The sequence below is a fragment of the Roseateles saccharophilus genome, assembly GCF_031458095.1.
Lineage (GTDB): Bacteria > Pseudomonadota > Gammaproteobacteria > Burkholderiales > Burkholderiaceae_C > Pelomonas > Pelomonas saccharophila_A.
Map to the genome: position 1 here is coordinate 438,044 of NZ_JAVDXU010000004.1, position 23,528 is coordinate 461,571.

At 68.6% G+C, this 23,528-nt stretch carries 20 protein-coding genes and 1 tRNA gene; 10 read left to right on the top strand and 11 right to left on the bottom strand.

The features are described from left to right. Positions 1-186: 186 nt before the first annotated feature. Both J2X20_RS24650 and J2X20_RS24655 read left to right on the top strand, forming a co-directional pair. On the top strand, positions 187-1,911 hold the full coding sequence (locus J2X20_RS24650) for a CocE/NonD family hydrolase (RefSeq protein ID WP_409034204.1): 1,725 nt from the start codon (positions 187-189) through the stop codon (positions 1,909-1,911). Positions 1,912-2,006: 95 nt separating this feature from the next. After that, the gene (locus J2X20_RS24655) at positions 2,007-4,820 is read left to right on the top strand and encodes a valine--tRNA ligase (protein ID WP_310271078.1); all 2,814 of its coding nucleotides are present in this window, start codon (positions 2,007-2,009) and stop codon (positions 4,818-4,820) included. 7 nt (positions 4,821-4,827) lie between these two features. Here the strand turns inward: J2X20_RS24655 and J2X20_RS24660 are convergent, their stop codons facing one another. Further along, complete coding sequence (locus J2X20_RS24660; RefSeq protein ID WP_310271081.1) at positions 4,828-5,778, bottom strand: NAD(P)-dependent oxidoreductase; 951 nt, start codon at positions 5,776-5,778, stop codon at positions 4,828-4,830. Positions 5,779-5,864: 86 nt separating this feature from the next. Between J2X20_RS24660 and galU the strand changes: the two genes are divergently transcribed. Further along, positions 5,865-6,749 carry a UTP--glucose-1-phosphate uridylyltransferase GalU gene (gene galU / locus J2X20_RS24665; RefSeq protein WP_409034197.1) on the top strand — a complete coding sequence of 295 codons (885 nt, stop codon included), beginning with the start codon at positions 5,865-5,867 and terminating at the stop codon, positions 6,747-6,749. Positions 6,750-6,813: 64 nt separating this feature from the next. Here the strand turns inward: galU and J2X20_RS24670 are convergent, their stop codons facing one another. Genes J2X20_RS24670 through cysM form a run of 3 tightly spaced genes read right to left on the bottom strand, consistent with a single transcriptional unit; the run spans position 6,814 to position 8,472 of the window. Continuing rightward, positions 6,814-7,041 carry a sulfurtransferase TusA family protein gene (locus J2X20_RS24670; RefSeq protein WP_057299823.1) on the bottom strand — a complete coding sequence of 76 codons (228 nt, stop codon included), beginning with the start codon at positions 7,039-7,041 and terminating at the stop codon, positions 6,814-6,816. A 10-nt stretch (positions 7,042-7,051) separates the two neighbouring features. Continuing rightward, positions 7,052-7,579: an NUDIX domain-containing protein gene (locus J2X20_RS24675; protein WP_310271090.1), complete on the bottom strand. Its 528-nt coding sequence runs from the start codon at positions 7,577-7,579 to the stop codon at positions 7,052-7,054. Continuing rightward, on the bottom strand, positions 7,576-8,472 hold the full coding sequence (cysM, locus tag J2X20_RS24680) for a cysteine synthase CysM (protein WP_310271094.1): 897 nt from the start codon (positions 8,470-8,472) through the stop codon (positions 7,576-7,578). The genes J2X20_RS24675 and cysM overlap by 4 nt, the downstream gene beginning before the upstream one ends. Before the next feature lie 94 nt (positions 8,473-8,566). Between cysM and J2X20_RS24685 the strand changes: the two genes are divergently transcribed. After that, positions 8,567-8,651: transfer RNA gene (locus J2X20_RS24685), tRNA-Leu, on the top strand. Between the two features lie 93 nt (positions 8,652-8,744). Beyond that, on the top strand, positions 8,745-9,326 hold the full coding sequence (locus J2X20_RS24690; RefSeq protein ID WP_310271097.1) for a rhomboid family intramembrane serine protease: 582 nt from the start codon (positions 8,745-8,747) through the stop codon (positions 9,324-9,326). On the opposite strand, the gene J2X20_RS24695 is transcribed toward J2X20_RS24690, so the two are convergent. Next, positions 9,323-10,183 (bottom strand): NAD-dependent epimerase/dehydratase family protein, encoded by an 861-nt coding sequence (locus J2X20_RS24695; protein WP_310271100.1) that lies wholly within the window; start codon positions 10,181-10,183, stop codon positions 9,323-9,325. The genes J2X20_RS24690 and J2X20_RS24695 overlap by 4 nt on opposite strands. Positions 10,184-10,258: 75 nt before the next feature. Between J2X20_RS24695 and J2X20_RS24700 the strand changes: the two genes are divergently transcribed. Next, positions 10,259-11,290, top strand: coding sequence for a CDP-6-deoxy-delta-3,4-glucoseen reductase (locus J2X20_RS24700; RefSeq protein ID WP_310271104.1), 1,032 nt, complete (start codon positions 10,259-10,261; stop codon positions 11,288-11,290). Continuing rightward, positions 11,290-12,018: a 2OG-Fe dioxygenase family protein gene (locus J2X20_RS24705; RefSeq protein WP_310271106.1), complete on the top strand. Its 729-nt coding sequence runs from the start codon at positions 11,290-11,292 to the stop codon at positions 12,016-12,018. The genes J2X20_RS24700 and J2X20_RS24705 overlap by 1 nt, the downstream gene beginning before the upstream one ends. Before the next feature lie 4 nt (positions 12,019-12,022). Here J2X20_RS24705 and J2X20_RS24710 read toward each other — a convergent pair whose 3' ends face one another. Beyond that, on the bottom strand, positions 12,023-13,744 hold the full coding sequence (locus J2X20_RS24710) for an ATP-binding response regulator (RefSeq protein WP_310271109.1): 1,722 nt from the start codon (positions 13,742-13,744) through the stop codon (positions 12,023-12,025). Then, positions 13,741-14,415, bottom strand: coding sequence for a LuxR C-terminal-related transcriptional regulator (locus tag J2X20_RS24715; RefSeq protein ID WP_310271112.1), 675 nt, complete (start codon positions 14,413-14,415; stop codon positions 13,741-13,743). The genes J2X20_RS24710 and J2X20_RS24715 overlap by 4 nt, the downstream gene beginning before the upstream one ends. 169 nt (positions 14,416-14,584) lie before the next feature. Between J2X20_RS24715 and J2X20_RS24720 the strand changes: the two genes are divergently transcribed. The 3 genes from J2X20_RS24720 (at position 14,585) to J2X20_RS24730 (ending at position 19,618) form a co-directional block, all read left to right on the top strand. Beyond that, positions 14,585-15,640: a Leu/Phe/Val dehydrogenase gene (locus J2X20_RS24720; protein ID WP_310271115.1), complete on the top strand. Its 1,056-nt coding sequence runs from the start codon at positions 14,585-14,587 to the stop codon at positions 15,638-15,640. A 155-nt stretch (positions 15,641-15,795) separates the two neighbouring features. Beyond that, positions 15,796-17,268: an OmpP1/FadL family transporter gene (locus J2X20_RS24725; protein WP_310271118.1), complete on the top strand. Its 1,473-nt coding sequence runs from the start codon at positions 15,796-15,798 to the stop codon at positions 17,266-17,268. 13 nt (positions 17,269-17,281) lie between these two features. Continuing rightward, positions 17,282-19,618: an alkaline phosphatase D family protein gene (locus J2X20_RS24730; RefSeq protein WP_310271121.1), complete on the top strand. Its 2,337-nt coding sequence runs from the start codon at positions 17,282-17,284 to the stop codon at positions 19,616-19,618. 62 nt (positions 19,619-19,680) lie between these two features. Here the strand turns inward: J2X20_RS24730 and J2X20_RS24735 are convergent, their stop codons facing one another. The 4 genes from J2X20_RS24735 to J2X20_RS24750 are packed head-to-tail and all read right to left on the bottom strand — an operon-like array spanning position 19,681 to position 23,236. After that, positions 19,681-20,403, bottom strand: coding sequence for an ABC transporter ATP-binding protein (locus tag J2X20_RS24735; RefSeq protein WP_310271123.1), 723 nt, complete (start codon positions 20,401-20,403; stop codon positions 19,681-19,683). 14 nt (positions 20,404-20,417) lie between these two features. Then, positions 20,418-21,203 carry an ABC transporter ATP-binding protein gene (locus J2X20_RS24740; protein WP_310271125.1) on the bottom strand — a complete coding sequence of 262 codons (786 nt, stop codon included), beginning with the start codon at positions 21,201-21,203 and terminating at the stop codon, positions 20,418-20,420. Between the two features lie 13 nt (positions 21,204-21,216). Next, positions 21,217-22,299 carry a branched-chain amino acid ABC transporter permease gene (locus tag J2X20_RS24745; RefSeq protein WP_310271127.1) on the bottom strand — a complete coding sequence of 361 codons (1,083 nt, stop codon included), beginning with the start codon at positions 22,297-22,299 and terminating at the stop codon, positions 21,217-21,219. A 13-nt stretch (positions 22,300-22,312) separates the two neighbouring features. After that, the gene (locus tag J2X20_RS24750) at positions 22,313-23,236 is read right to left on the bottom strand and encodes a branched-chain amino acid ABC transporter permease (protein WP_310271130.1); all 924 of its coding nucleotides are present in this window, start codon (positions 23,234-23,236) and stop codon (positions 22,313-22,315) included. Positions 23,237-23,528: the final 292 nt, after the last annotated feature.

Consider the following 23,528-nt stretch of genomic DNA (forward strand, 5'->3'; position numbering starts at 1 on the left):
TCCCCAAACCCTCAGCTTCGTTCCGCCGCCACAACGTCAAGCGTGGCGGGCGGGATTTCCCCAGTCGGCGGCCGGCCAGGAGCCCGAAAAATAAAACGAACGGTCGTGCTTTTCTCGGGGACGCCGACCGTCTTCATACCCACCCCGACGGAGACAACCATGACTGTTTCGATGCAGGGCTGGCGCATGCGCGCCGCCCGGGGAGCCGCCCTGTTGGGCTGCCTGCTAACCCTGGGTTCCGCCCAGGGCGCCAACCTGAGCTGCCGGGCCGCGACGCCGCTGGAGACCCTCACCTACACCACGCCGCTGGCCATGCCCGGCGTGATTTCGCCCAAGGACGGCACCTGCTTTCTCAACGGCCTCAAGGTCACGCGCCCGGACGGCGTGCGCCTGGCGGCCAATGTCTTCCTGCCGGCCGGCGCCAGCAGCGGCGGCACGACCAAATACCCGACGGTGATCTTCGTCACCAGCTGGGCGGTGGCCGACTTCTTCGAATACCTGGGCCAGCAGCAGCGCCTGGCCCGTGACGGCTATATCGCCGTGGCCTATACGGCGCGCGGCTTCTGGGACTCGGAAGGCGTCATCGGCGTGGCCGGCCCCGTCGACGTGGCCGACGTCAGCGGCGTGCTGGACTGGACCCTGGCCCAGACGCCCGCCGACCCGGCCCGCGTCGGCGCCGCCGGCATCTCCTATGGCGCCGGCCTGTCCCTGCTGGCCCTGGGCAACGACCCGCGGCTGAAGACCGCCGTGGCCCTGTCCGGCTGGGCGACCCTGCTCGACCAGATGTACCGCAACCAGGTGCCCAACCCGACCTGGCTGGACATCCTGCAGATCTCCGGCCAGTTGACCGGGCGCCTGGACCCCATCGTGGCCGAGTACAACGCCGCCATCCAGAACCCCGACACGCCGGCCTCCAAGCTCGCCGAGATCACGGCCTGGGGCTGGCCGCGCTCGCCCGCCAGCGCCGTGGCGGCCATCAACCAGCGCGGCGCGCCGGTCTTCATAGCCAAGAACTGGCAGGACGACATGTTCTCGCCCAACTCCTCGCTGGCGATGTTCAGCCAGCTGACCGGCCCCAAGAAGCTGATGCTGCAGCCCGGCATCCATGCTTCGGCCGAGATTCCCGGTGCGCTGTTCGACGTCGACAATGTGATCTGGGACCAGGCGCATCGCTGGTTCGACCGCTGGCTCAAGGGCCAGGCCAACGGCATCGAGAACGAACCCAAGGTGTCGCTGCAGCCCAAGTTCCAGGGCTACCGCGAGACGCTGTCGACCTGGCCGGCGCCCGAACTGCGCGCGCTGGACTACCAGATCACGCCGCGCGGCGCCGTGCGCTGGGAGCTGGGCTGCCTGTGCTGGCGCGGCATCACCGGCGATCTGCAGACCGGCACCCGCAGCACCAGCGGCCGCGACAGCATCGGCAACGCGCTGGACACGACGGCCACCACCGGGCCCATTCCCGTGCTGTCGCCGCTGGCCGAAAGCGTCGGCCTGCCGGTCATCAACCAGATGGCCACCGTGCTGCCGGCCTTCGGCGTGCGCTACGAGGGCCCCTGGCTCAGCCAGACCCTGAAGCTGCGCGGCGCGCCGACGCTCAAGCTCAAGGCCATCCCCTCGCAGAAGCGCGGCATGCTGGTCGCCTATCTCTATGACGTCGACCTGGTGGGCTTCGGCACGCTGATCACCCATGGCGCCCGCGCCGTGCATGCGGCCACGCCGGGCCAGTCGCAGGACTTCAGCTTCGACATGGTCGCCACCGGCTACGACGTGCCGGCCGGCCACCGCCTGGTGCTGGTCTTCGACACCCAGGACAGCCTCTACGGCCCGCCGGTGCGCGCCGGCGAGCGCTTCGACATGGCCCTGGACTTCAACACCAGCATGCCGCTGCAGTTGAAGCTGCTGACGCGCTAACCCGTCGGGAGGGGCCGCCCCAGTGCGGCCCCCTACAATCGCGGACCCCCGAAAAGCCCTCTTTTCGCCCCAGCTTCACAGCGGGCGACGCCGCGATGACCGAACTTGCCAAGTCCTTCGAACCCGCCGCCCTGGAAGCCCATTGGGGCCCCAAGTGGGAAGCCGCCGGCCTCTATGAGCCGACCCTGGACCCGGCCAAGCCCTCCTTCAGCATCCAGCTGCCGCCGCCGAACGTCACCGGCACGCTGCACATGGGCCACGCCTTCAACCAGACGGTGATGGACTCGCTGACGCGCTACCACCGCATGAAGGGCGACAACACGCTGTGGGTGCCGGGCACCGACCACGCTGGCATCGCCACGCAGATCGTCGTCGAGCGCCAGCTGCAGGCCGCCGGCCAGAGCCGCCATGACCTGGGCCGCAAGAATTTCGTCGCCCGTGTCTGGGACTGGAAGCAGGAATCGGGCAACACCATCACCAGCCAGATGCGCCGCCTGGGCGATTCGGTCAGCTGGGGCCATGAGTACTTCACGATGGACGAAAAGCTCTCGACCGTCGTCGTCGAGACCTTTGTGCGCCTGTTCGAGGAAGGCCTGATCTACCGCGGCAAGCGCCTGGTCAGCTGGGACCCCATCCTGCAGTCCGCCGTGTCGGACCTGGAAGTCAGCTCCGAGGAAGAGGACGGCTCGCTGTGGCATATCCGCTATCCGCTGGCGGACGGCTCGGGCTCCTTGGTGGTCGCCACGACCCGCCCCGAGACCATGCTGGGCGACGTGGCCGTCATGGTCCACCCCGAGGACGAGCGCTATGCGGCCCTGATCGGCAAGCTGGTGAAGCTGCCGCTGACGGACCGTGAGATCCCGGTCATTGCCGACGACTATGTGGACCGCGAGTTCGGCACCGGCGTCGTCAAGGTCACGCCCGCGCATGACACCAACGACTACGCCGTCGGCCAGCGCCACAACCTGCCGATGATCGCGGTGCTGGACCTGCAGGCCAAGATCAACGACAACGCCCCCGAGACCTACCGCGGCCTGGACCGCTTCGTCGCCCGCAAGCGCGTCGTCGCCGACCTGGAGGCGCAGGGCCTGCTCGTCGAGGTCAAGAAGCACAAGCTGCAGGTGCCGCGCTGCGAGCGCACCGGCCAGGTCATCGAGCCCATGCTGACCGACCAGTGGTTTGTCGCCGTCACCAAGCCGAGCGCCGATGGCAAGAGCATTGCCGACAAGGCGATTGCCGCCGTCGAGACCGGCGCGGTCAAGTTCCACCCCGAGCAGTGGGTCAACACCTACAACCACTGGATGGGCAATCTGCAGGACTGGTGCATCTCGCGCCAGCTGTGGTGGGGCCACCAGATCCCGGCCTGGTATGGCACGGGCGGCGAGCTTTTCGTCGCACGCAGCGAAGAGGAAGCCCAGGCCCGCGCCAAGGCCGCCGGCTACCTGGGCGAGCTGACGCGCGACCCCGACGTGCTGGACACCTGGTACTCCTCGGCCCTGGTGCCCTTCTCGACGCTGGGCTGGCCGCAGAAGACGCTGGAGCAGGAGCTCTTCCTGCCCTCCTCCGTCCTCGTGACCGGCTACGACATCATCTTCTTCTGGGTCGCCCGGATGATCATGATGACGACCCACTTCACGGGCCAGGTGCCCTTCAAGGACGTCTACATCCACGGCCTGGTGCGCGACTCCCAGGGCCAGAAGATGAGCAAGTCCGAGGGCAATGTGCTGGACCCGGTCGACCTCATCCAGGGCTGCGACCTGGAGACGCTCACGGCCAAATCGACGGTCGGCCTGCGCAAGCCCGAGACGGCGCCCAAGGTCGCCGCCCGCGTAAAGAAGGAATTCCCCGAAGGCATGCCGGCCTATGGCGCCGACGCACTGCGCTTCACGATGGCCAGCTACGCGAGCCTGGGCCGCAACATCAACTTCGACACCAAGCGCTGCGAGGGCTACCGCAACTTCTGCAACAAGCTCTGGAACGCGACCCGCTTCGTGCTGATGAACACCGAAGGCCAGGACTGCGGCCTCGCGCACGACCAGGGCGCCTGCCCGCCGGGCTACAACAAGTTCAGCCAGGCCGACCGCTGGATCAGCAGCGAACTGCAGCGCGTCGAAGCGGCCGTGGCCCAGGGCTTTGCCGAGTACCGCCTCGACAACGTCGCCAACGCCATCTACAGCTTCGTCTGGGACGAGTACTGCGACTGGTACCTGGAAATCGCCAAGGTGCAGATCCAGACCGGCGACGAAGGCCAGCAGCGCGCCACCCGCCGCACACTGATCCGCGTGCTGGAAACCACGCTGCGCCTGCTCCACCCCATCGCCCCCTTCATCACCGAAGAGCTGTGGCAGACCGTGGCCCCCGTGGCCGGCCGCAAGGCGACCGACTACATCGGCCAGGCGCCCTACCCCGTGGCCCAGTTGGAGCGCATCGATGCCGCTGCTGACGCCTGGGTGGCCCAGCTCAAGGAAGTGGTCGGCACGACGCGCAGCCTGCGCAGCGAGATGGCCCTGAGCCCCGCCGAGCGCGTGCCGCTGCTGGTGGGTGGCGACCTGTCTTTCCTGACCGAGGCTGCTGCCGTGCTCAAGGTGCTGGCCAAGCTCAGTGCCGTCGAGCTGATCGCCGACGAGGCCGAGTTCGCCAAGCAAAGCGCCACCTCGCCGGTGCTGGTGCATGGCGCCGCCAAGCTGGCGCTGAAGGTCGAGATCGACGTCGAGGCGGAGCGGGCCCGCCTGACCAAGGAAGCGACCCGTCTCGAAGGCGAGATCGTCAAGGCCGAGGCCAAGCTGGGCAATGAGAGCTTTGTCGCCCGTGCGCCGGCCGCTGTCGTCGAGCAGGAGCGCGCCCGCGTTGCCGGCTTCAAGGAAACCGTGGTGCGGCTGCGCGAGCAGCTCGCCCGCCTGCCGGCCTGATCCCGGCCTAGTAGTAGTCGACGGCCGCCTTCTTGGCGGCCTTCTTCTTGCCGCTGGACGGCGCGCCCAGCAGTTCGTCCAGGCCCCGCGCCACCGCCCAGGCAGCGCGCACGCGCGACTCGCGCGTCGTGCCCGCCAGCCGCGGCGTGACCTGCAGCGTCGAGATGCCGTGCAGGGGCCGACCCGCCTCCAGCCAACCCGGCTCCAGGCTGTCGAACCAGGCCGCGCGCAGCTTGCCGCTGCGCAGGGCCCGGCCCAGCGCCGCTTCGTCGACGACGCCGGACTGGCTCAGTCCGACCAGCACCTGGCCGGCCCGCACGTTTTCCAGCTGGCGGTCGCCAACCAGGCCGCGAAAGCGCGGGAAGTAGGGCTGCAGCAGCACCAGGCCGTCGCTTTGCTCGACCAGTTCGCTCAGCGAAACCGCGTCTATGCCCCAGCGCGTCCAGGTCGCGTCGCTGGGGTGCAGGCCGGGGTCATAGCCGATGACGCGCGAGCCGAAGGCATGCAGCAACTGGGTCAGCACCTGGGCCGTCGGCGTCATGCCCAGCACGCCTATGGTCGAGCAGCCCAGCTCGCGGCCAACCTTGAGGCCATCGCTGCCCTCCACCGGCACGCGCCTGAGCAGGCTGAGCAGGGCCCCGATGGCGAACTCCGCCTCGGCGCTGGCCGTGGACGACTGGGAGCGCACCACCTCCACGCCGGCCTTGCGGCAAGCCTCGACATCGATGTTCTCGGCGCCGCCGCTGGCGCGGCCGATGGCTCGCAGCGCCGGCGCGGCGCGCAGCAGTTCGGCGTCGATGGGAACCTCGGGTGGCGCCACCAGGGCGCGCGAATCCTGCAAGGCCTCGATCAGGCCTTCGGGATCACCCACCAGTTCAGGCGCAAAGCGCGCGTCATGGCGCTCGGCCAGCCACTGCACCACCTCGGCTTCCAACGGTTCCAGGATCAGGACTGTCATTGTTTGTATGTGCCCGACTCCAGGGGCAAAAGCGTCACAACCCCCGTGACACAATCTTCGCGACCCTGTCAAACCAGTGTATGCCCATGGCCTCCTCGCCCAAATCGCCGATCACCAAAGCCATCTTCCCGGTCGCCGGCCTCGGCACCCGCTTCCTGCCGGCCACCAAGGCCCAGCCCAAGGAGATGCTGCCCGTCGTCGACAAGCCGCTGATCCAGTATGCGGTGGAAGAAGCCTATGCCGCCGGCGTGCGCGAGATGATCTTCGTCACCGGCCGCCACAAGCGCCCCATCGAAGACCATTTCGACATGACCTTCGAGCTCGAGGTGGCCCTCGAGAACTCGGGCAAGCAGGACCTGCTGGACGTGGTGCGCTCGGTCAAGCCCGATGACATGGAATGCATCTACGTGCGCCAGGCCCAGGCCCTGGGTCTGGGACACGCCGTGCTCTGCGGCCAGCGCCTGGTAGGCAACGAGCCCTTTGCCGTGCTGCTGGCCGATGACCTGATGGTGGGCGAGACCCCCATCCTGAAGCAGATGGTCGAGCAGTTCGCCGACTGGCGCGCCTCCATCCTGGCGGTGCAGGAAGTGCCCGCCGAACACACCCGCCGCTACGGCATCGTCGCCGGCACCCAGGTCAACGACCACCTGATGGACGTGAACCGCATCGTCGAGAAGCCTGCCCCCGAGGTGGCACCCTCGCGCCTGGGCGTGGCCGGCCGCTACATCCTGACACCAGGCGTCTTCCACGAGATCGCCAACCAGCCGCGCGGCGTGGGCGGCGAGATCCAGCTGACCGATGGCATCGCCGGCCTGCTGCGCCGCGAAAAGGTGTTTGCCTATCGCTACGAAGGCAAGCGCTATGACTGCGGCAGCAAGGAAGGCTTTCTGCAGGCCAATGTCGAACTGGCGCTGGCCCACCCGCAACTGGGCCCGGGCTTCAAGGAGTTCCTGCAGGGCCTGGATCTCTAAGGCCTTGAGGGACTGACCGAGCGAGCGCAGCGAGCCGCTCTGTCCCCCACCGACTCAGGCTTGCTCAGCGACGGCGCAGCACGTGGATGAACTCGTCGGCCCGGGTCTCCTGGGCCACGAGTTCATTGCCCGTCTGGCGCGCAAAGGCCTGGAAGTCGCGCGTCGAGCTCGGGTCGGTCGCCACGACACGCAGCAGCTCGCCGCTCTGCATCTCGGCCAGGGCCTTCTTGGCCTTCAGGATGGGCAGGGGGCAGTTCAGGCCCCGGGTGTCGATCTCGCGTTGGACGTCCATGGCGTGATTCTCACTTCAGATCGAGCCACTGGGGCTCGATGCCTTTGGACCGCAGCCAAGTCGCCAGCGCCTGGCCCGTCCCTTGCGGCCAGCAGCGCACGTCCTCGGGCGCAATCAGCTTGTACTCGGCCAGCTCGGGCGACAGCTTGATCTCGCCGCGTGCCGCCGCATGGTAGGCAATGATGATCTGGTTCATGCGCTGGAAATCCCAGACGCCCAGCAGGTTCAGGGCATCGACCTGCAGCGAAGTCTCCTCGGCGATCTCGCGGCGGATGCCGTCCTCGGGCGACTCGCCCGCCTCCATGAAGCCGGTGATCAGGCCGAAGAAGCGCCCCGGCCAGGCCGCGTTGCGGGCCAGCAGCACCTGGCCGTCGCGGTCGGTGCATTCGATGACGGCGGCCAGCACCGGCGTCGGGTTGTTCCAGTGCGTGAAGCCGCAGGCCGGGCAGCGCAGCCTCTCCTTGTCGCCACCATCCTCGGCCTGGGTGATCAGGGCCAGCTCGGTCGCGCAGTCGGGACAGAAGCGGTAAGGCTTCATGCAGGGAAGACGCCCGTCGACAGATAGCGGTCGCCGCGGTCGCAGACGACGAAGGCGATGGTCGCGTTCTCGACGCGGCGCGCAATCTGCAGGGCCACCCAGCAGGCGCCCGCCGCCGAGATGCCAGCGAACAGGCCTTCCTCGCGGGCCAGCCGGCGCGCCATGTCCTCGGCGTCACTCTGGCTCACCAGCACCAGCTCGTCCACGCCGCTGGGGTCGTAGATCTTGGGCAGATAGGCCTCGGGCCATTTGCGGATGCCCGGGATGCGCGAGCCCTCCGCCGGCTGGGCGCCGACGATGCGCACGGCCGGGTTCTTTTCCTTCAGGAAGCGCGACACGCCGGTGATGGTGCCCGTCGTGCCCATGGCGCTGACGAAATGGGTGATCCGGCCGCCCGTGTCCTTCCACAGCTCGGGGCCGGTGGTCTCATAGTGCACGCGGGGGTTGTCGGCATTGGCGAACTGGTCAAGCACCCGGCCCTTGCCCTCGTTCTGCATCTGCTCGGCCAGGTCGCGGGCGTATTCCATGCCGCCGGTCTTGGGCGTCAGGATGAGCTCGGCGCCAAAGGCCTTCATGGTCTGGGCACGCTCGATGGACAGGTCCTCCGGCATGATCAGCACCATGCGATAGCCGCGGATGGCCGCCGCCATGGCCAGGGCGATGCCGGTATTGCCCGAGGTCGCCTCGATCAGCGTGTCGCCCGGCTTGATCTCGCCGCGCTCCTCGGCACGCTTGATCATGCTGATGGCGGGGCGATCCTTCACGGAACCGGCCGGGTTATTGCCTTCCAGCTTGGCCAGCACCACATTGCCGCGCGCATCGTCGCCGAGCAGCCGCTGCAGGCGCACCAGGGGGGTCGCGCCGATGACGTCTTCGAGGGTCGGGTAGTTCATGCAAGCGATTGTGGCAGCGGCTTCAAACCCCGAGCCTTGGCGAGTGCATAATCCAGCCCCTCGCTGCAATGGCGAGACAAGCTGTTTCCGACGGGCCTCGGTGGCGAAATCGGTAGACGCAGGGGACTCAAAATCCCCCGCCGCAAGGTGTGCCGGTTCGAGTCCGGCCCGAGGCACCAACAGAAACAGCCGCCAGTCCCTGGCATACTCAAAACGGTAAGCACCGCCCCTCCCGGTGCAGGCGCCCTTTCCCGGCGCACAGCCGCGCTCTCATGCCCCCGCTGCCTTCGGTCACCAAAGCCTTCCTGCTGGCTTGCGTCGGCTTCTTCTGCTTCTTCGAGCTTTTCCCGCTCCTCGCGCTGTGGTTTGAGCTCTGGCCGGTGGCTTCGGGCCTGTTCATGCCCTGGCAGTTGCTGACCTATGCCTTCCTGCACGGCGACTTCACGCATCTGCTGTTCAATATGCTGGGCCTGTGGATGTTCGGGGGCGAGCTGGAGCGCGTCTGGGGCCCCAAGCGCTATACGCTGATCCTGGTCGCCAGCACGCTGAGCGCTGCCATCGTGCAGCTGATCTTCACCTGGGTCATCGGCGCACGGTCGCCCACGGTGGGCGCCTCGGGCGCCATCTTCGGCCTGCTGCTGTCCTTCGGCATGCTGTTCCCCAACCGCATCATCGTGCCGCTGATCCCGCCCATCCCGATGAAGGCCAAGTACTTCGTCGCCATCTTCGGCGGGCTGGAACTCATCCTCGGCTTCAGCCGCAGCAGCGGTATCGCCCATTTCGCCCACCTGGGCGGCATGCTGGGCGCCTGGCTGCTGATCCGCCACTGGCGCTCGCCGCGCCGGCGTGGCTAGAGGCCTTCCCGCGGCGTTGGGTAACGCAGACTCAGGCGCAACTCGCGCTTGAGCCGGGTGTTGACCAGCCGGCGCGATTCGCTCCAGAAGCTCAGCTGCATCGCGCTCATGGTCTCGCCCGCCTCGGCGCGAGTGATGCGCGCGGGCCGCGGCAGGGCGCCCAAGTCGGCGGCGAGGTCGAAGTAGTCCCCCATCAGCAACTGGCTGTCATCGCAGACATTGACGGCACGCTGAGGCAGGCCGCGCAGCAGCGCGAGCAGGCAGGCGTGAGCCAGGTCGTCGGCATGGATGTGGTTGGTGTAGACATCGTCCTCACGCCTGAGCACCGGCGTGCCACGTGCCAGGCGCTCACGCGGATGGCCGCCCTCGCGGTCACGCGCGTAGATGCCGGGGATGCGCAGCAGGCTGATGCGCGTGCCGTGGCGGCGGCCGAAGGCGCGCAGCTGGGCCTCGGCATCGACGCGGCGCATGGCGCGGTCGGTCGCCGGATTCAGAGCCCGCGTCTCGTCGATGAAGTCGCCGCCGCAGTCGCCGTAGACGCCGGTCGTGCTCGCGTAGACGAGGGCCGCCGGCGGCCTGCGTGCGAGAGCGGCGAGCAGGTGGCGCGTGCGCTCGTCCGTGGCGCCATCCCGCGCAGGCGGCGCCAGGTGCAGCACGAGGTCGGCCAGGCCGGCCAGCCGAGCCAGCGTCGACGGTTCGTCCAGGTTTCCGACCAGCGGCACGGCACCCGCCGCGCGCAGCTCCGCAGAACGCGCAGAGCTCGATGTCAGCGCCAGCACGCGCCAGCGGCCGGACAGCAGCTTCAACACACGCAGGCCGACGTCGCCGCAGCCAATGATCAACAGTCGTGGGGTCATGCCAGGGGTGCGGCAAAATGGCGGGCAGTCTACGGCCCCGGGAACGACCTGCGGGGCCGCTGCTTTTTAAGGCCTATGTCCCATCAGATCACCATCCAGCCCGCCGGCCGCGTCTACCAGACCGAGGGCGACGACACCCTGCTTGCCGCCGCCATCCGCAACGGCGTCGGCCTGCCCTATGGCTGCAAGGACGGCGCCTGCGGCTCCTGCAAGAGCAAGCTGCTCGAAGGCGCCGTCATCCACGGCAACCACCAGCCCAAGGCCCTGTCGGCCGAGGAGGAGGCTGCCGGCTTCGTGCTGACCTGCTGCGCCCGCCCGCAGACCGACTGCACCATCGAGGCCCGCACCGTGCCCGGCGCCGGCGAGTTCCCGGTGCTGAAGCTGCCCAGCCGCGTGACCACCATCCTGCGCCCCGCCGCCGACGTGGCCGTGCTGACCATGCAGCTGGCTGCCAACCAGAACTTCCAGTTCCGCGCCGGCCAGTATGTCGAGTTCATCCTGCGCGACGGCTCGCGCCGCAGCTACTCCATGGCCAATGCGCCGCACACGCTGCCGGGCCAGATCGAGCTGCACATCCGCCACATGCCCGGCGGCAAGTTTACGGATCACGTCTTCGGTGCGCTCAAGGAGAAGGACATCCTGCGCATGGAAGGTCCCTTCGGCAGCTTCTTCCTGCGCGAGGACAGCGACAAGCCCATCGTGCTGCTGGCCAGCGGCACGGGCTTCGCGCCCATCAAGGCCATCATCGAGCGCGCCCGCCATATCGAGTCCAAGCGGCCCATGGTGCTGTACTGGGGCGCGCGCAAGCAGGCCGACCTCTATCTGAACGACTGGGCCGCGCAGATCGCCGCAGAATCTGGGAACGGTGGGCCGACGCTGACCTATGTGCCCGTGCTGTCCGAGCCCGAGGCCGGCTGGACGGGCCGCACCGGCTTCGTCCACCGCGCCGTCATGCAAGATCACCCCGATCTTTCCGGCCATCAGGTCTATGCCTGTGGCGCGCCCATCATGGTCGAGTCCGCGCACAAGGACTTCGTCGCGCAGTGCAAGCTGCCGGATGAAGAGTTCTATGCGGATGCCTTCACCTCTGAAGCCGATAAACACTGATGTTCGAGCCGCCGTGGACTCCTGCCGCTGAACTGGTCGAAGCGCTCAGGCGCGATGGCGAGGCCGTGCTGGCGCCGAGTTCGCTCGGTGTGCTGGGCGTCTCGGCCGTCGACCTCGACAGCCTCAAGCCTTGCTGGGACGACCTGCCGCCCGACGGCTATCTGCGCGACGGCGGTCGCTACCGCTTCCGCCGCCATGGCTGCTTCGTCGCCGAGGGAGGCACGCTGACGCTGGCGCCCCACCGCGCCCATTGGCAGCCGCTGGACTACAACGCCCTGCACGGCGGCATCCAGCGCTGGTTCGTGCCGCTGGCCCAGGAGATGGTCACTTCACCCGCCTGGACGGCCCTGCTGCTGGGCCTGGCCCGGATCGCCTCGGCGCTTAAGGGCGAGCAGGCCTGGTTCATCGAGGCCCACCCGTTTCGCATCGACACCAGCGACGGCATCGGGCGCCCCACGCCCGAGGGTGCCCACCGCGATGGCGTCGACCTCGTCGCCGTGCTCTTCGTCGGCCGCCATGGCATCAAGGGCGGCGAGTCGCGCGTCTTCGACGCTGCCGGCCCGGCCGGCCAGCGCTTCACCATGACCCAGCCCTGGACGACGCTGCTGCTGGACGACGCCCGCGTCATCCACGAGACGACGCCCATCCAGCCCCTGGCCGCCGGCGAGCGCGGCTGGCGCGACACCCTGGTACTCACGCTGCGCAGCGGCGGTTTCCAGGGACCCTGAGCCGTCAGGCGGGTGCCCTGGCCAGCAGCCGCCCCAGCGCCTGCACCAGCAAGGCGTCGCTGACCGGCTTGTGCAGCACCTCCACCCCGCTGCGGGCCAGCTCGGCCAGGCGGTCCGGCGCGGTATCGCCGGTGATGATGAGGGCCGGCGCCTCGCAGCCTTCGCCGCGCAGCGCCGCAATCAGTTCGGCACCGGTGTGCTCGTCCCCGAGGCGGTAGTCGGCGAGCACGATGTCAGGCAAGAAGCCGTCGCGCCAGAGCCCCAGGGCCTCGCCCAAGGCCGAGGCCGTCTGCACCGTCCAGCCCCTCGCCTGCAGGCGCGCCTTCAAGGCCTGCTGAACGTCGACATCGTCATCGACGACGAGGACCTTCAGGCCAGCTGGCAACGACGGCTCGTCGGCAGGCGCGGTCGCGGGCGGGGGCTCGCCGTCGGCCGCCGCCAGCTCGAACTCGAAGCGGCTGCCCTGCCCCAAGGCGCTGGTCAGCCGCAGCGAACTGCCCAGGCGCTCGGCATGGCGGCGGGCGATGGACAGGCCCAGGCCCACGCCCTTGTCGCTGACACGCGCGGCATTGCCGATCTGGAAGAAGTCGTCGAAAACCTGGCCCTGGTCCTCGGCGGCGATGCCAATGCCGGTATCGCTGACGCTGACCCGCCAGCGGCCCGGTCCCGCTGTCTCGGCCGCCAAGGTCACGACGCCCGCCGGCGTGAACTTGATGGCGTTGGCCACCAGGTTGTCGAGGATGCGCCGCAGAGCGGCCTCGTCGCCCAGGGCCAGCGGCACCCCGTCGGGCAGCCTGAGCGCCAGGCCCAGGCCGCGCTCGCGGGCCTGCGGCTCCCAGGCCTCGGCCGTCTGGCGCAACAGCGCGCCGAGGTCGACGTTGCTGAGCGGCAAGGCGGTCTCGTGCGCCTCCAATCGCGAGATTTCCAGGTATTGCGCCAGCAGCGGATCGGCCCGCGCCATCGCCCGCGCAATGCCTTCGCCGATCTGCCTGAGCCCCGCATGGTCCAGCAGCCGCGCATGCTCCTCGACCGCTTCGCCATACCAGCGCATGGCCGCAATGGGTTGGCGCAGGTCGTGGCTGGCGGCGGCGAAGAAGCGCCCCCGGGCCACGATGGCCTCCTCGGCGCGGTCGCGTTCCACGCGCAATTGCTCGGCCCAGGTCATCTCGCGGGCCAGCACGGCGCCGTAGTCGCGCACGAAAGTCCGCAGCAGGAAGAACATCATCCCCAGCAGCAGCGCGATGGCCGCGCCCTCGATGTCGGCGCGGGCCAGCCAGACGCCACAGAAGGCGAGGAACAGCGGCGCGGACCAGACGTCGTACAGGCGCGTCAGACCCGCCAGGTTGGACACGCCGCCCACGGTGAGGCCCAGCATGATCATGGTGATCAGGTAGAAGCCCTCGACGCTGTGGCCGAGCAGCGTCAGCAGCACCGGAATCGGCCGCAGCAGGCCGATGACGACCAGCCAGTTGCGCGCCACGCGGGTCGCGCGCTGCGCGTCTGCTTCAGTGGCGCCGTTCAGCCGCAGCAGATGCAGGCTGCGCGCGAGGTTGACCGCCGTGATCGTGAGGAACCAGGCCACGGCGGCCATGGCCAGGCCATCGCGCCACAACACCCAGGCCACGACGGCGTGCGAGATGGCGATGGGCCACTGCGAGCGCAGCGTCTGGGTGCGCGCCATGAACAGCCGGCGCGCCAGGGCCGACTGCACGTCGCCCGCTGTCATCCCTGCCCGCCGACGACGCGGAACACCGCCTCGCCGCGGCGCTGCGCCCCCACGGCCGCCAGCACGCCGCGCACATGGGTGTGCACGGTGTTGACGCCGATGTCGAGCTCACGGGCGATCTCCTTGTTGCTCGCGCCGCGCAGCATGATGCGAAAGACCTCGGCCTGGCGTTCCGTCAGCGCGGGAAAACGCAGTTGCAGGGAAGCCGCATCGTCGGTCGGAACCGTCGGGGCCGCTGGCGGCTTGACCGCCACCCCGGCGCGCTGCTGCAGCGCCCGGTCCAGCAGGAAGACGCCGCCGTCCAGTGCGATGCGGATCGCCTGGAGCAGCGTGGCGCCGCTGGCCCGCTTGGGCACGAAGCCGGCCAGCCCCAGCTCGAACACCCGCTCCGGCCACGGCGTCGGGTCGCCGCCCGACACGACGAGGATGGGGGCCCGCGAGCCGCCGGCGCGCAGGGCTTCGATGACCGCCCGGCCATCCTGCTGCCGCCCGTCCGCACCCGTCAGATGCCAGTCCAGCAGCGTCAGCTCATAGGGCACCTTGGCCGCCAGCTCGACGGCCACCGCCAGCTCGCTGGTCTTGTCCAGGCTGAGGTCGGGCATGCTCACCTGGAGGAAAGCCTCCAGCCCCTCCAGCACCAGATCCTCGTCGTCGATCAACAGGGCCCGCACGTCCAACTCCCCTGGCGCTGTCATCCGCGCCTATGTCCTCGTGGGTGCGAAGGTTAACCGCGCCGCGGGCCTGCCGAGGCCGCGGCGTGGAGGCCCCTTAAAATCGCCGCCGGCTGCGCCAAAAGCGCGGCCGTCCCTCCCTCACTGCCGCGCCAAAAGCGCCCACCGCATGAACCCGACCTCCCTCTTCGGCCTGCCCGAGCAAGCCGCCCATGAGCGCGTGCTGCTCGCCACCGACCCGGCCACCGGCCTCAAGGCCATCCTCGCCGTACACAGCACCGCCCGCGGCCCCGCCTTTGGTGGCTGCCGCCTCTGGCACTACGAATCCGAAGCCGCCGCGCTGAACGACGCGCTGCGCCTGTCCCAGGGCATGAGCCTGAAGAACGCCCTGGCCGACCTGCCCTTTGGCGGCGGCAAGGCCGTCATCCTGAAGCCCGAAGGTGCCTTCGATCGCCCTGCCCTGTTTGCCGCCTTCGGCCGCGCCGTGCAGTCGCTGAACGGCGCCTACATCACCGCCGAGGACGTCGGCACGACGACCGCCGACATGCGCGGCATGCAGGCCGTGACGCCCTATGTGAGCGGCATTCCGCGCGAGGGCGCCTTCGGTGGCGACCCCAGCCCCAAGACGGCCTGGGGCGTCTTCGTCTCCATCCAGGCCGGTGCCCGTCTGGTGCTGGGCCGCTCGTCGCTGGACGGCGTGCGCGTCGCCTTGCAGGGCCTGGGCGCCGTCGGCTGGCATCTGGCCGAGTTCCTGCACCAGGCCGGCGCCAAACTGGTGGTGGCTGACGTGGATGCCGCCAAGGTCGAACGCGCCGTGGCGCAATTCGGCGCGACGGCCGTCAGCGTGGCGGACATCCTCGCTGTCGATGTCGACGTGCTGGCTCCCTGTGCTCTCGGCGCCTCGCTGAACGAGCAGACCGTGCCGACGCTGCGCGCCAAGCTCATCGCCGGCGCCGCCAACAACCAGCTCGCCACGCCGGCCGACGGCGACGCCCTGCAGCGCCGCGGCATCTGCTATCTGCCCGACTACCTGGTGAATGCCGGCGGCATCATCAGCGTGGCCCGCGAGTACCGCAACGAAGGCGAAGAGAAGGCCGTGATGGCCGAGGTCAGCAAGATCGCCGAGCGCGTGGAAGAGCTGCTGCAGCGCGTGCAGGCAGCCGACTCGACGCCGGCCCGCGTGGCCGACGACTGGGCCCGTTCCAAGCTCGTGCGCTTGGCCTGAGTCCAGCCCCTAAGTTGGTTGAGCGGTTGCGCCCGGCCAACACCTAGAGTGTCCTCCCCAGTCCAGGGTTTCCCTGGGCTGGTTTGTCCTCCGCGTGACACCGTCGCTGCGCACAATTCGCGCCGGTTACGCACGATTACGGAGACAAACCCATCATGAAGACCCCATGTCACGCGGGCGCGCTGCGCCCGTTGCTGGCCGCCCTGGCGCTGCTGCCGCTGGCCCTGAATGTCCAGGCTGCGGGTTACCGCTTCGGCACCCAGAGCGCCGCTGCCGAAGGCACGGCCAACGCCAATGGCGCCGAGGCCGCCGACGCCAGCACGCTGTTCGCCAACCCGGCCGGCATCACGCGGCTCAAGGGCTGGAACTTCTCCGGCGTCATCGACTACGTCGACCCCAAGACCAGGTTCACCGACCAGGGCTCCTACATCTCCCTGCCGGGCTCCGGCCTCGCGCCGCGCTCGACCAGCGCCGCGGGCGACACGATGAGCTTCGCCAAGGCCCAGCCGGTGCCGCACGCCTACCTGAGCTACCAGGGTGAAGACGGCCTGGCCTATGGCCTGGGCGTGTTCGTACCCTGGGGCACCAAGCTCAACTACCCGGCCAACTGGGGTGGGCGCTACAACCTGCAATCGGTCGAGCTGAAGTCCCTGTCGATCAACCCGAACGTGGCCTGGAAGGCCACGCCCGAGCTGTCGCTGGCGGCCGGCCTGAACCTGCAGTACATGGAAGGCAAGCTGCGCCGCGCAGTGCCCTATGCCTCCGTCTATGCGGCGGGCCTGTTGAACGCAGCCCACCAGGCCGCCGCCGCCGGCGCACCGGGCCTGGCCCTGCAGCTCCAGCAGCAGGCCGCACAGATCTTCGGCGACCCAAGCTACGACGGCTCCATCGCCGTCAACGGCAAGGACTGGGGCCTGGGCTTCAACGTCGCCCTGCTGTGGGAACCGGCCGCCGGCACGCGCGTCGGCCTGAGCTATCGCAGCAGCGTCGGCCACAAGCTCAAGGGCCACGCCGACTGGACTCAGCCCAGCAACTTGCCGGCCACCGTGCAGGCGGCCATCACCGCCGCGCCCTACAACGGCGTGTCGGCCCTGGACCACAACGACTCCGACGCCAGCCTCGCGGTGCGCACACCCGAGTCGCTGTCCATCCACGGCTTCCAGCAGCTGACGCCGACCATCGCCGTGATGGGCGACTTCACGATCACGCGCGATTCGCGCCTGAAGCAGCTGGTCATCGACTTCGCGAACTCGACCGCCGACTCCACCACCGCCGAGCACTGGAAGGACAGCACCAAGGTCTCCGTCGGTGCGCAATGGAAGGTCCTGCCTTCGCTGCTGCTGCGCACCGGCTTCAGCAAGGACATGTCGCCCGTGCCTTCGGCAACGCGCAGTCCGGCCCTGCCCGATGCGGCGCGCACCTGGTACGCGCTGGGCGCCAACTGGGCCTTCATGGACAACGCCAGCGTCGACTTCTCCTTCGGCCATGTGAAGCTGAAGGACGCATCGATGAACGCGACCGACGACGGCGACGGCACGCAGCCTTGCAACTGCGCCTACTCGACCGTGCGCGGCAACTACAGCTCCAAGGCCACCATCTACGGTGTCCAGTTCAACTACAAGTTCTGAGGAGGCGAACATCATGGATCGCCGCAGTTTTCTTCGCCGCAGCGCCGCTCAAGCGGGCGCCCTGATCACCGCCTCCACGGCCCTGTCCAGCCTCGTCGGCTGCGGCGGTGGTGGCGATGCCGGAGCCCCCATCCAGCCGCTGCCAGCCACCTTCCCGGGCACGAGCACGCCGCTGCCCACGACGGCCGCCGCCAGCGGCACCTTCAAGTTCCCGCAGTCGGTCGCCTCGGGCGACCCCAAGCCGGACGGCGCCGTGCTGTGGGCCCGCGTCGTGCCGAGCTCGGCCGATGACGTGACCAGCGCCGCTGGCGCCGGCAGCTACACCGTCAAGCTCAGCATCAGCAGTGCCGCCGGCAATGCCGCCCTGCTGGGCACGACGACGGCCCTGACCGGCACGGCCGACGCCAGCGCCGACGTGCCCGTCTACGAGTTCTACGACCACACGCTGCGCCATCGCATCAGCGGCCTGAAGCCCGACACGGTCTACTACTACCAGTTCACCGCCGGCAGCAGCACGTCGCGCGTGGGCCGCTTCAAGACCGCCCCGGCTGCCGACACCGACAACAGCAGCCTGAACTTCGCCTTCGTCTCCTGCCAGGACTGGAGCGTGAACCACTGGGCCGGCATGGACAGCCTGGCCAACGAGAACATCGACTTCATCGTCCACCTGGGCGACTACATCTACGAAGCCGTGGGGGCCGACTACCAGGCCGGCGGCGTCGAGAGCGCCCATGCGGCCCTGGCCCTGCCCAACGGCACGACGCTGCCGACCGGCGGCAAGTACGCGACGACCATCGCCGACTACCGCTACCTCTACAAGCGCTACCGCACCGACCGCCGCCTGCAGAACCTGCACGAGCGCTTCGCGTTCGTGGCCGTCTGGGACGACCACGAGTTCAGCGACGACTGCTGGCAGGACCGCGAGACCTACGACAACGGCAGCTTCAACGCGACCACGCAGGTCGGCGACAACACCGCCCAGACCTCGCGCCGCCTGGCCGCCAACCAGGCCTGGTTCGAGAACATGCCGGCCGATATCAGCTTCACGCTGGACCCCGGCCAGGGCATCACCGGCATCCGCATCTACCGCGACCTGAAGTTCGGCAAGCTGATGCACCTGGTCATGACCGACCAGCGCCTCTACCGCGCCGACCACCTCATCCCCGAGGCGGCGCCCAGCCCGCTGACGGGCCAGGCCGTCGGCTCCATCGGTGCGCGCTATATGGTGCCGCAGGCGACGCTGGCCGGCGTGGAGGCCGCCAAGCTGGCCGCCGGTGCCGCCCTGCCCGACCCGCTGGCCCTGGTCAGCGTGCTGGGCGGTGCGCAGCGCCAGTGGTGGGTGCAGACGATGACGGCGTCCACCGCGCAATGGAAGGTCTGGGGCAATGAGGTCTCGCTGTTGCGCATGGGCATCGACGGCAACAAGATCCCCGCCGCGCCGGCCGCCTTCAAGGCCAAGTTCGTGTTGAACGCCGACCAGTGGGACGGCTTCAACGCCGAGCGCAAATACCTGATGGGCCAGCTGCTGGCCAAGGGCGTGAAGAACGTGGTGGCCGTCACCGGTGACATCCACGCCTTCTATGCCGGCGTGGTCATGGCCGACTACGACGCCGCCACGCCCGTGCCGGCCATGGTCGACCTCGTCACGGCCGGCGTGTCCAGCAACTCCAATTTCAGCTACTTCTACGGCGCGGCCAGCACACCGTCGTTTGCCGCGCTCAAGCCCCTGGTCGCCACCAGCGAGTTCGAGGCCGAAGCCATCGCCATCCAGATGCTGAGCGCGGCCATCGCCATCGCCGCCGGCGTGACCGACCTGAGCAACACGGCCGCCATCCAGGCCGCCGTGCAGGGCGCCATCCTTGCCGGCAAGGTGCCGGCCGCGGCCTTCGCGCCGACGGCCGCGCTGTCCAGGGCCGTCGTCAACACCTTCGACGAAACCCAGGCCGGCACCATGGGCACGCTGGTGGCGGGCCTGATCACGAGCATGGCCGTGGCCGGCAAGTCGGCCGCCGCGATGACCCTCTACGGCCTGATCCAGCAGTCGCTGGCCGCGGCCCTGGGCATCCCGGCCAACCTCGTGCCGGCCTCGGAAATCATCAAGCGCCTCAACCCCTTCGCCAACTCGACGACGGGCGTGCCGCCGACGGTCAACAACCCCTGGATCAAGCATGTCGACAGCGACGCCCAGGGCTACGCCGTCGTTTCTGTCAGCAAGACGGAAATGCTTTGCACCTTCAAGAAGGTGGCGCGCCAGGTCGGCGGCACCGCGCCGGCCAGCCCGGTGGCCAGCGTCAGGACCGTGCGCGTGGCAGCTGGCGTGACCGATGTGAGCGTGGTGGCCAGCCTCTGAGCGCCATCCACCAAAACAAACGCCCGGCAGTGCCGGGCGTTTTTTCTTGGGCGGTGGATCTCTTATTCGCCGAGGTAGGCCGCGCGGACCTTGGGGTCGTTCAAGAGCGCCTGGCCCTCGCCGTCCATCGTCACCTCGCCGGACTCCATCACATAGCCGCGGTTGGCCAGCTGCAGGGCGCGGCTGGCGTTCTGCTCGACGAGCAGGATGGTCACGCCCTGCTGGTGGATGTCGTTCACGACCTCGAAGATCTTGTCCACCATGATGGGGGACAGGCCCATGGAGGGCTCGTCCAGCAGCAGCACCTTGGGACGGGCCATCAGCGCGCGGCCCATGGCCAGCATCTGCTGTTCGCCGCCGGACATGGTGCCGGCCAGTTGCTTGGCACGCTCCTTGAGCCGCGGGAACAGCGCGAAGACCTTGTCCATGTCGGACTCGATCTCGCCGTCCTTGCGGTTGTAGGCGCCCATCTGCAGGTTCTCGGTGATGGTCATGCGCGTGAAGGTGCCGCGGCCCTCGGGTACCATGACCAGGCCCTGCTTGGCCAGGTCCCAGGCGCCCTGGCCCTTGATGGGCCTGCCAAGGTATTCCACGCTGCCGGCGGCAATCGGCTGCAGGCCGGTGACGGCCTTCAGCGTCGTCGTCTTGCCGGCACCGTTGGCGCCGATCAGCGACACCAGTTCGCCCTCGCGCACCTCGAAGCTGACGCCCTTGACGGCCTGGATGCCGCCATAGGCCACCTTCAGGCCGCTGACCTTGAGCAGGGTTTGCTTTGCTTCTGCCATGTCGTTCTTCCCTCTCAATGCGGCTTGTGGCCGGCGCCGAGGTAGGCCTCGATCACCTTCTCGTTGTTCTGCACCTCGGCCGGCGTGCCTTCGGCGATCTGCTTGCCGTAGTCCAGCACCGTGACGCGGTCGCACAGGCCCATGACCAGCTTCACATCGTGCTCGATCAGCAGGATGGTGCGGCCGTCATTGCGGATGCGGTCGATCAGCTCGCGCAGCACGACCTTCTCGGTCGCGTTCATGCCGGCGGCCGGCTCGTCCAGCGCGATCAGCTGGGGGTCGGTGGCGAGAGCCCGGGCGATCTCCAGGCGGCGCTGGTCGCCGTAGCTCAGCGTGCGCGCCTTGTAGTCCGCGTATTTGCCGATGCCGACATAGTCCAGCAGCTCCTGGGCACGCGCCTTGATGGCGGCCTCCTCGGCCTTGAACTTGGGCGTGCGGAACACCGCGCCGATGAGGCCCGACTTGGTGCGGATGTGGCGCCCGACCATGACGTTCTCGATGGCCGTCATGTCGGCAAACAGACGGATGTTCTGGAAGGTGCGCGCGATGCCGGCCTTGGCGACCTGGTGCACGGCCTGCGGCGTGTAGGGCGTGCCGCCCAGGGAGAAGCTGCCGCCGTCCGGCACATACAGGCCCGTGATGACGTTGAAGAAGGTGGTCTTGCCGGCGCCGTTGGGGCCGATCAGGCCGTAGACCTGGCCGCGCTGGATCTGGATGCCGACGTCGGACAGGGCCTGCACGCCGCCGAAACGCTTGGACGCGCCGCTGACGTTGAGAACGATGTTGTCGTGGATGCTCATGTTGTCCCTCCCCTCACTTGGCTGCCGGCGGTGCGACCTTGCCGTGCTCGGGCGAGGGCCACAGGCCGCGCGGGCGGGCCAGCATGATGCCGATCATGGCCAGGGCCACGAGCAGCTGGCGCAGGATGGACGCGTCCAGCCGTCCATCGGTCATCTGCTGCAGCGGGCCGGCGACATAGCGCAGCACCTCGGGCAGGGCCGACAGCATCAGCGCGCCGAGGATGACGCCGGGGATGTGGCCGATGCCGCCCAGCACCACCATGGCGACGATCATGACCGACTCCTGCAGGCTGAAGGACTCGGGCGACACGAAGCCCTGGAAGCTCGCGAACATGGCGCCCGACACGCCGCCGAAGGTGGCGCCCATGCCGAAGGCCAGCAGCTTGAGGTTGCGGGTGTTGATGCCCATGGCCTTGGCAGCGATCTCGTCCTCGCGGATGGCCATCCAGGCGCGGCCGATGCGGGAGTTCTCCAGGCGATAGCAGATCACCACGCCCGCCACCACCAGGGCCAGGAAGAGGTAGTAGTACAGCGTCACCGAGGGCAGCGTGAAGCCGAACACCTCCCAGGACTTGCCGAGGTTGACACCGAAGATGTGGAAGGAGTCGATCTGACCGATGCCGCGCGGCCCGTTGGTGACGTTGACCGGGTACTCCAGGTTGTTCAGGAAGACGCGGATGATTTCGCCGAAGCCCAGCGTCACGATGGCCAGGTAGTCGCCGCGCAGCTTCAGCGTCGGCGCCCCCAGCATCACGCCGAAGAAGGCGGCGAGGGCCGCCCCGGCCGGGATGACCAGCCAGATCGGCGAGTGCAGGCCCTCGGGGAAGGCGGCCCGGATGGCCTCGAAGTTCTCGCTCAGGTGCGGGCTGGCCATCAGCGCGAACATATAGGCGCCGACCGCGTAGAAGGCGACGTAGCCCAGGTCCAGCAGGCCGGCGTAGCCGACCACGATGTTGAGCCCAAGGGCCAGCAGCACATACAGCAGGGCCAGGTCGATGATGCGGACCGGGCCGTTGCCGAGCTGCTGTGCGAACAGGGGCACGACGAGCAGGCCGATGGCGGCCGCCAGGAAGGTGAAGATTTTCTTGCTGTCCATGTCTTGTCTCCCTTCAGGCGCGATCGGCCACACGCTCGCCGAGCAGGCCCGAGGGGCGCAGCGTCAGCACGAGGATGAGGGCGATGAAGGCAAAGATGTCGGCGTAGTGGCTGCCCAGCACGCCGCCGGTCAGGTCACCGAGGTAGCCCGCGCCGATGGCCTCGATCAGCCCCAGCAGCACGCCACCCACGACGGCGCCGGCCAGATTGCCGATGCCGCCCAGCACCGCGGCCGTGAAGGCCTTCAGGCCGGGCATGAAGCCCATGGTGTGCTGCACCGTGCCGTAATTGGCCGCCCACATCAGGCCGGCAACAGCGGCCAGCGCGGCGCCGATGACGAAGGTGGTGGAGATGATGAAGTCGGGCTTGACGCCCATCAGGCCGGCCACGCGCGGGTTCTCGGCGGTGGCGCGCATCGCGCGGCCCAGCTTGGTGTAGTTCACCAGATACATCAGGCCGGCCAGGATGCAGACCGTCAGGCCCAGGATCAGGCACTGCGTGACGGTGATGACGGGGCCGCCCAAATCAAACGGCGTCGTCGGCAGCAGCAGCGGGAAAGGCTTGGGATTGGGCTTCCAGATGATCATCGCCAGCACCTGCAGCAGCAGCGACATGCCCATGGCGGTGATCAGCGGCGCCAGGCGCGGTGCATTGCGCAGCGGCCGGTAGGCGATCTTCTCGACCGCGAAGTTCAAGGTGGCGCAGACGATGATGGCGGCCGCGAGGCCGATCAGCATCAGCAGCCAGCCGGGGATGCCGGAATCCGCCAACAGCGTGACCAGCGTCCAGCTGACCATGGCGCCGACCATCAGGATTTCGCCGTGGGCGAAATTGATGAGGTTGATGATGCCGTAGACCATCGTGTAGCCCAGGGCGACGAGGGCATACATGCTCCCCAGCACCAGGCCGTTGATGATCTGTTGAATCAGAGTCTCCATGAGGGCTCCAGGAATAATTGTTGGGCGCAGCATGCGCCACGCGACCAGCGTTAAATCGCAACCCTCGTGCCAATGACGGCGTTTCAAGGGTATTCACCGACGGTATGAAACGGCCGACCGTTAGCTCCGCCCCACGGGGGCGGGCCTGGTCAGATTTCACGAGTGTCGGCCCCCGAAAACTGGGCGGAAATCCGCACAAACCGCAGCGCGCGCGAGCGGTTCTCCGCCAAGGTCGAAAAAACTGGTTGCGGGCCTGTCTTGTGGCGCCCGCGATGGGCAAACTACACGGCCC